9 protein-coding genes are annotated in these 6,403 nt (G+C 69.8%); 7 read left to right on the forward strand and 2 right to left on the reverse strand.

Features of this window, described 5'->3' with window-relative positions:
• From DSP71_RS22865 to DSP71_RS01245, 3 genes are all read left to right on the forward strand, one after another.
• Positions 1-393: bifunctional 4-hydroxy-2-oxoglutarate aldolase/2-dehydro-3-deoxy-phosphogluconate aldolase (locus tag DSP71_RS22865; protein WP_258546196.1), on the forward strand; the 393-nt coding region annotated here is incomplete at its 5' end.
• 174 nt (positions 394-567) lie between these two features.
• A complete protein-coding gene (locus tag DSP71_RS01240; protein WP_257021913.1) occupies positions 568-1,155 on the forward strand; it encodes an ankyrin repeat domain-containing protein in 588 nt (195 codons plus the stop codon).
• A complete protein-coding gene (locus tag DSP71_RS01245) occupies positions 1,152-1,901 on the forward strand; it encodes a sulfite exporter TauE/SafE family protein (RefSeq protein WP_113680157.1) in 750 nt (249 codons plus the stop codon). The genes DSP71_RS01240 and DSP71_RS01245 overlap by 4 nt, the downstream gene beginning before the upstream one ends.
• A 184-nt stretch (positions 1,902-2,085) precedes the next feature.
• Here DSP71_RS01245 and DSP71_RS01250 read toward each other — a convergent pair whose 3' ends face one another.
• Positions 2,086-2,916: an NAD(P)-dependent oxidoreductase gene (locus DSP71_RS01250; RefSeq protein WP_058631678.1), complete on the reverse strand. Its 831-nt coding sequence runs from the start codon at positions 2,914-2,916 to the stop codon at positions 2,086-2,088.
• Positions 2,917-2,963: 47 nt separating this feature from the next.
• Positions 2,964-3,722 (reverse strand): SDR family NAD(P)-dependent oxidoreductase, encoded by a 759-nt coding sequence (locus tag DSP71_RS01255; RefSeq protein ID WP_046747505.1) that lies wholly within the window; start codon positions 3,720-3,722, stop codon positions 2,964-2,966.
• Positions 3,723-3,948: 226 nt separating this feature from the next.
• On the opposite strand from DSP71_RS01255, the gene DSP71_RS01260 reads away from it, so the two are divergent.
• The 4 genes from DSP71_RS01260 to DSP71_RS01275 form a co-directional block, all read left to right on the forward strand.
• Positions 3,949-4,377: a hypothetical protein gene (locus DSP71_RS01260; protein ID WP_113680158.1), complete on the forward strand. Its 429-nt coding sequence runs from the start codon at positions 3,949-3,951 to the stop codon at positions 4,375-4,377.
• A gap of 251 nt (positions 4,378-4,628) precedes the next feature.
• A complete protein-coding gene (locus DSP71_RS01265) occupies positions 4,629-5,021 on the forward strand; it encodes a hypothetical protein (protein ID WP_113680159.1) in 393 nt (130 codons plus the stop codon).
• Positions 5,011-5,547 (forward strand): signal peptidase II, encoded by a 537-nt coding sequence (locus tag DSP71_RS01270; protein ID WP_113680160.1) that lies wholly within the window; start codon positions 5,011-5,013, stop codon positions 5,545-5,547. The genes DSP71_RS01265 and DSP71_RS01270 overlap by 11 nt, the downstream gene beginning before the upstream one ends.
• On the forward strand, positions 5,544-6,403 hold an 860-nt coding region (locus tag DSP71_RS01275; RefSeq protein WP_258546197.1), incomplete at its 3' end, for a cytochrome c oxidase assembly protein. The genes DSP71_RS01270 and DSP71_RS01275, both read left to right, overlap by 4 nt.

Below are 6,403 nucleotides of genomic sequence, written 5' to 3' on the forward strand. Positions count from 1 at the left end.
GCGGGAGCCGAGTTCCTCGTGAGCCCCGGCACCCTGCCGCACCTCACGCGCAGCATGCTCGACACGGGCCGGGTCGTGATGACCGGCGCCATGACCCCGACCGAGGTCATGGGCGCACTCGAGCTCGGCGTCGACGTCGTGAAGATCTTCCCCGCATCGCTCGGTGGCCCGTCGTACCTCGGCGCCCTGCGCGGACCGTTCCCCGACGCCCCGCTGATGCCCACCGGTGGCGTGAACCCCGACAACCTCGCCGCCTGGTTCGCCGCCGGAGCGGTCGCGGTCGGTGCGGGCGGAGACCTCGCGAACGGCGCGTCGATCAAGAACGCCGACTGGACCGATATCGAGCAGCGCGCCGCACGATTCGCCGCGGCCCTCACCGCCACGCGCGAGTGACACCACGCGATCGAGCACCGCACACTCCCCATCGTTTGGTATACCGGATGCATGGGTGCGCGACGGATGCTGTCGATCGGCGCCGTCGCGATCGCGCTCTTGACCGCGACCGGCTGCACGTCGGCCATGCCTCCGTCGGCACCTGATCCGCGCTCATCGACCCAGGAGCCCGCCATGACCGACGCCACTCGCGATCTGCTCGCGGCCGCAGCGTCCGGAGACGCCTCCGCCGTCAGGAAGGCGATCGACGACGGGGCGGACCTCGAGGCACGGGGACCTGGGGGCATGACCGCACTGATCGCCGCGACGAAGGCCGATCACGTCGACGCGGCGCGCGTTCTGATCGACGCGGGTGCGGACGTCAACGCCAAGGACGACATCCAGGACTCCGCCTACCTGTACGCCGGTGCGCGGGGACACGACGAGATCCTCCTGCTGACGCTCGACAACGGCGCCGACCTCGCAAGCACGAACCGCTTCGGCGGAACGGCACTGATCCCCGCCGCCGAACGCGGACTCCTCTCGACCATCGCCATCCTGCTGGAGGCCGGTGTCGACCCGAACCACATCAACGACCTGAACTGGACGGCGCTGCACGAGGCGATCGTTCTCGGCGACGGTTCCTCCACCTACGTCGACGTGGTGCGCGCGCTCATGGACGGCGGAGCGGACACGAGCATCCCCGACGGGGACGGCGTGCTCCCGGTCGATCTCGCAACAGCACGGGGCTACGACGCGATCGTCGCCGAGCTCGAACGGTGATCGCCCTCGACCCGTGGGCCTGGGCCGCGCTCGCGGTGGCCGCGGTGACGATCGGCATCTCGAAGACGGCACTGCCCGGCGGGAGCATCCTGGCCATCGCCCTGTTCGCCGCCGTGCTGCCGGCACGCACCTCGACGGCGGCGACCCTCCTGCTCCTGATGGTCGGCGACCTGTTCGCCCTCACCGCCTACCGTCGCCACGCGCACTGGCCGACGCTGCTGCGGCTCGCTCCCGCGGTGATCGCCGGGCTGCTGGTCGGCTTCGCGTTCCTCGCCCTCGCCGGCGACGGGGTGGTCCGTCGGGCGATCGGCGTGATCCTGCTGCTGATGATCGCCGTGACCCTGTGGCGTCGGTGGCGGCAGAGCAGAGCGGACGCTGTGGCTCCCCCGTCCAGCGGCATCATCCTCGCGGGCGCCTACGGAACCCTCGGCGGCTTCACCACCATGGTCGCCAACGCCGGAGGCCCGGTCATGTCGATGTACTTCCTGGCCACCCGCACCCCCGTGCAGGTGTTCCTCGGCACGTCCGCCTGGTTCTTCGCCATCATCAACGTGATCAAGGTCCCCTTCCTCGCGGGCCTCGGGCTGTTCGAGACACCCGTGTTGCTGATGGATGCCGTGCTCGCCCCGCTCGTCGTCGTCGGCGCGCTCCTCGGACTGCGAGTCGCCCGCCGCATGAATCAGCGCGTGTTCGACCGCATCGTGATCGCCCTCACCATCCTCGGCGCGGTCTACCTGCTGTTCTGACCACACCCACACCACGCGCCCTCACCCTCCTCCCGCCAAAACGGAGACGAACCAGTTCAGTGCGGCGTGGCGTCGCCCGACACGCGGCCCTGACGTCGGATGGTCTCTGTTTCGGCCTCCGACTTCGGCCTCCGACTTCGGCCTCCGACTTCGGGCAGCTGGGGCAGCAGGGGCAGCAGGGAGCTCAGTCGAGGAAGATGTCCGGGAACAGGGCGGTGTCGGGGGTGCCGGGGATCGCCGCATAGCGGGAGAAGTCGGTCACGCCGTCGGCTTCGAGCACGTCCTCCACGATGAGGGTCTGCCCCGTGTACGACGCGGCGGGCTTGAGCAGCACGGCATAGGCGGCGTCCGCGTAGATGTCGGGCGTGCGGCTCGCGGCCATGACCTTGTCGCCGCCGAGCAGGTTCTGCACCGCGGCAGTGGCGATCGTGGTGCGCGGCCAGAGCGTGTTGGCGGCGATCCCGTCGCGGGCGAACTCGGCGGCGAGGCCGAGCGTCGCCATGGTCATGCCGAACTTCGCGAGGGTGTAGCCGGTGTGCGCGCCCAGCCACTTCGGTGACGGATTGAGGGGCGGCGACAGCGAGAGGATGTGCGGGTTCTCGGCATCCTTCAGGATCGGCACCGCCGCGCGGGAGAGCATGAACGTCCCGCGCACGTTGACGTCCTGCATCAGGTCGTACTTCTTGGCGCTCAGGTCGAGCGAGCGGGAGAGATCGATGACGCTGGCGTTGTTGATCACGATGTCGATGCCGCCGAACTCACCCTGCGTCTTCAGGACCGCTTCGGTGATGTCGTCGTCGTCGCGCACATCGCCGACGATCGGGAGAGCCTGGCCGCCCGCCGCACGGATCTGCTCGGCGGCGGTGTGGATCGTGCCCTCGAGCTTCGGATGCGGGGTGTCGGTCTTCGCGAGCATGGCGATGTTCGCACCGTCGGCGGCGGCTCGCAGCGCGATCGCGAGGCCGATGCCGCGGCTGCCGCCCGACATCAGGATGGTCTTGCCTGCAAGGGACATGTGTTCTCCTGGGTTCTCGATCGCGAAGGGGAGGGACAGGCGCGGGGTCAGCGCGGCGCCATGCGGATGGCGCCGTCGAGGCGGATGGTCTCGCCGTTGAGGTAGCCGTTCTCGACGATCTGCTGCACGAGGGCGGCGTACTCGTCGGGGCGGCCGAGACGGGACGGGAAGGGCACCTGCTGACCCAGGGAGTCCTGGGCCGCCTGCGGGAGGCCCATCAGCATCGGCGTCTCCATGATGCCGGGGGCGATCGTGCAGACCCGGATGCCGTAGCGGGCGAGCTCGCGCGCCACCGGAAGGGTCATCGCGTGCACGCCGCCCTTGGACGCGGAGTACGCGGGCTGGCCGATCTGCCCGTCGAACGCGGCGACGCTCGCGGTGTTCACGATGACACCGCGTTCCTCGTCGTGCAGCTCGTTCTTCGCGATGACGGCGGAGGCCTGGGAGATGACGTTGAACGTGCCGACGAGGTTGATCCGGATCACGCGCTCGAAGTCGGCGAGCACGGCCGGGTTGCCCTCACGGTCGAGCACCTTGGCGGGTGGGGCGATCCCGGCGCAGTTCACGACGACGCGCAGCGGTGCCGCTGACTGCGCGGCCGCGACGGCCGCCTGCACCTCCTCGGCGTTCGTGACGTCTGCCGCGACGAAGAGACCGCCGAGCTCGTCCGCGACCTCGGCGCCCTTCGATGAGGCGAGGTCGATGATCGTGACGTGCGCGCCCGCTGCGACCAGTCGTCGCGCCGTGGCGAGTCCCAGCCCGGAGGCTCCGCCGGTGATGAGTGCACCCTGTCCACTGATCTGCATCTGATGTTCTCCTTCGAACCCCGTCGTGCGACATGCCGTGATGGAACGCAGTATCAGCCTACGTGGTTCCTGGTATCACCACGACTCTGAGCAACTGCGTCGCGACCGAGCCTAGTTCCCGTCTCCCGCTCGAAGGAACGCGATAGGTCGTGGGAGTAGGATCCGGAGAATGCGCCGCCCGCCCGGGATCCACCGATCCACGGCGACTGTCGACCAGCCGGTGATAATGCGCCTCATTACCACCGTGAGCCTGGCGCTCCTGCTCCTCTTCGCCTTCGCGGTGACCGCACACGGCGATGCCGGGGAGAACGGCGCGGCCCCCTCGCTCGCCGCCGCGACCATCGATGCGTTCGACGACACCGCCGCTATCGACGACACCGCCGCGATCGGCGCCGACGCCGAAACGGACGAGGCCCAGGTCCAGGCCGCATTCCCGGTCGCCGTCACGAGCACCCTCGTCGGTGCCGCACTCTGCATTCTCGGGGTGCTGTGCGGCCTCGCCGCGATGCTCCTGCTTTCTCGCGTCCTCGGGCGCCCCGGACAGTTCTCGACCCTCCGGGAGACACCGCGCGCGCTGCGCTCAGATCCGGCGTCTCCCCTGCACCCCTGCGGGACCGCGGTCTCCCTGATCCGGCTGGGTCTCTCCCGAACCTGATCGTCGAAGCGCCGTCACCAGAACGGCGTCTTCCGCCGGTGTCGCGCGGCTCCACGGCTTCCTGCCTCGAGGGGCCACGCCCCGGCATCCGGATCGCGCCCGCTCTCACGCCCGCTCCCGCTCCCGCACCGAATCCCGCGACCCCCTCGTGACGACATCCGAGGCCACGCCCGCGCTCACCCCTTCGAAGGAGACCCCATGAAACGCACATCGAACGACGGCGAACCGCTCGCTCCGGACAGGCGAGGACGGTGAGCCGGCCGGTCGGCACGGCCTCTCGGCCGGTCCGCACGGCGATCGCTGCAGCCGCTCTCAGCGCCCTGATCGTGTTCATCGGTGCGGAGTCGGCAGCGGCCGGGGAGCAGCGCAGTGTCGTCGGCGCCCAAAGCCGCACAACGACCACCGCTCCGACTCCCACCCCGACCTCCACTCCCACTCCCACCACCGGCACCACGCATGAACAGCAGAACGGCGAACAGCCGGTGGAGCGCACCGATCTCGGCTTCCTCGGCGTCGCCTTCCTCTTCGGGATCGGTTTCCTCCTCGCTGCGGGAGCGCTCGGCATTCTCGTCTCAGGGCGCGCGCGGCGTCGGCGCGACCGCGCGGACGCCGCTGCGAGGGAAGAGGGTTCCGATGTCGCGTGAGAACAGTCCCCGGTACGGGATCGCCTTCGTCGTCGCCGGCATCGTCGTGCTCATCGACCAGGCGAGCAAGGCCGCCGCGATCGCAGGACTCAGCCGGACGGAGCGGATACCCCTGCTGGGTGATGCGCTGGGCCTGCAGCTCGCCTTCAACCCCGGCGCGATCCTGTCGCTCGGGTCAGGGGCGACGTGGGTGCTGACCGTGGTGGGCGTGGCTGCGGTGGCGGCTCTGTTCGTCGCCGCGACGCGCGCGCGCACGAGGGGACGGGCGTGGGGGTTGGGCTTCATCCTCGGAGGTGCCATCGGGAATGTGCTCGACCGTCTGCTCGCACCCCCCGGATTCGGTCGCGGTCACGTCACCGACTTCCTCGCCTACGGGAACTGGTTCATCGGGAACCTCGCCGATGTCGCGCTCGCGATCGGGGGGGTCGTCCTCGTCGTCGGGCTCTTGCTCGACCAGCGTGCGGCAGCGCGGACGACGCAGACCATCGACCGGCCGGACGGCTCGCGGGAGGACGCGGCCGGATGAACGACTGGATGCCCGATGCCCCGCCGACCTTCGCAGACTTCCTCACACCGGTCTTGTTCACTCCGGCCGCTGGGCCGTTCCCCCTCCTGCCCCTGGTCGCGGTAGTGCTGGCGGTCGCCTATCTGGCCGGGGCGCTCCGGTTGTGGCGGCAGCACCGTCGGTGGCCCGTCTGGCGAACCGTCGCCTTCCTCCTGGGGTGCATCGCGCTCGCCGCCACCACGGGCCTCGGGGTCGAGGTGTACGGCTATGCCCTGATGTCGGTGTTCATGTTCCAGCAGCTCACGCTCATGATCGCGATCCCTCCGCTGCTGGTCCTCGGCTCACCGGGCACGCTCCTCCTGCGGGTGACACCGCACCGCGGGCTGGGCGCCGTCGTGCTGCGTATCGCGCACGGAGGGCTCCGCAGCGGGATCGCCCGGTGGATCCTGAGCCCGTGGATCGCGCTGCCGATGTACCTGATCGCGTTCTACGGGCTGTACCTGGCCGGTCTCGCCGATCGTGTGCTCGCAGCGCCCGGAGGCCACCTCGCTCTGGAGGTCGGGTTCCTCGTTATCGGGATCCTCTTCACCGTCCCGGTACTGAGCTCCGATCCCCTCCCGGTGCGGCTCGGGCACGGCGGTCGCGCCCTGGACGTCTTCGCCGAAGCGGCCCTGCACGCGTTCTTCGGCGTCTTCCTGATGATGGCGACCACCATGCTCGTCGACCACTTCGTCGCACCGACTCTGGCGCTCGGGATGAATCCGCTCGAAGACCAGCAGCTGGCCGGCGGGCTGGCATGGTCGTACGGCGAAGCCCCGACCCTGCTGATGCTCGTCTACGTGATGCACCGGTGGTTCCGCGACGACACGGCACGCGC

This window comes from Microbacterium sp. H6 (assembly GCF_003314775.1).
Taxonomy (GTDB): domain Bacteria; phylum Actinomycetota; class Actinomycetes; order Actinomycetales; family Microbacteriaceae; genus Microbacterium; species Microbacterium oxydans.

Excerpts from the sequence above, each read along its gene's own strand:
- DSP71_RS01240 (WP_257021913.1), top strand. The coding sequence starts at position 568 with ATGACCGACGCCACTCGCGATCTGCTCGCGGCCGCAGCGTCCGGAGAC.
- DSP71_RS01250 (WP_058631678.1), bottom strand. The coding sequence starts at position 2,916 with ATGTCCCTTGCAGGCAAGACCATCCTGATGTCGGGCGGCAGCCGCGGC.
- DSP71_RS01255 (WP_046747505.1), bottom strand. The coding sequence starts at position 3,722 with ATGCAGATCAGTGGACAGGGTGCACTCATCACCGGCGGAGCCTCCGGG.
- DSP71_RS01260 (WP_113680158.1), top strand. The coding sequence starts at position 3,949 with ATGCGCCTCATTACCACCGTGAGCCTGGCGCTCCTGCTCCTCTTCGCC.
- DSP71_RS01270 (WP_113680160.1), top strand. The coding sequence starts at position 5,011 with ATGTCGCGTGAGAACAGTCCCCGGTACGGGATCGCCTTCGTCGTCGCC.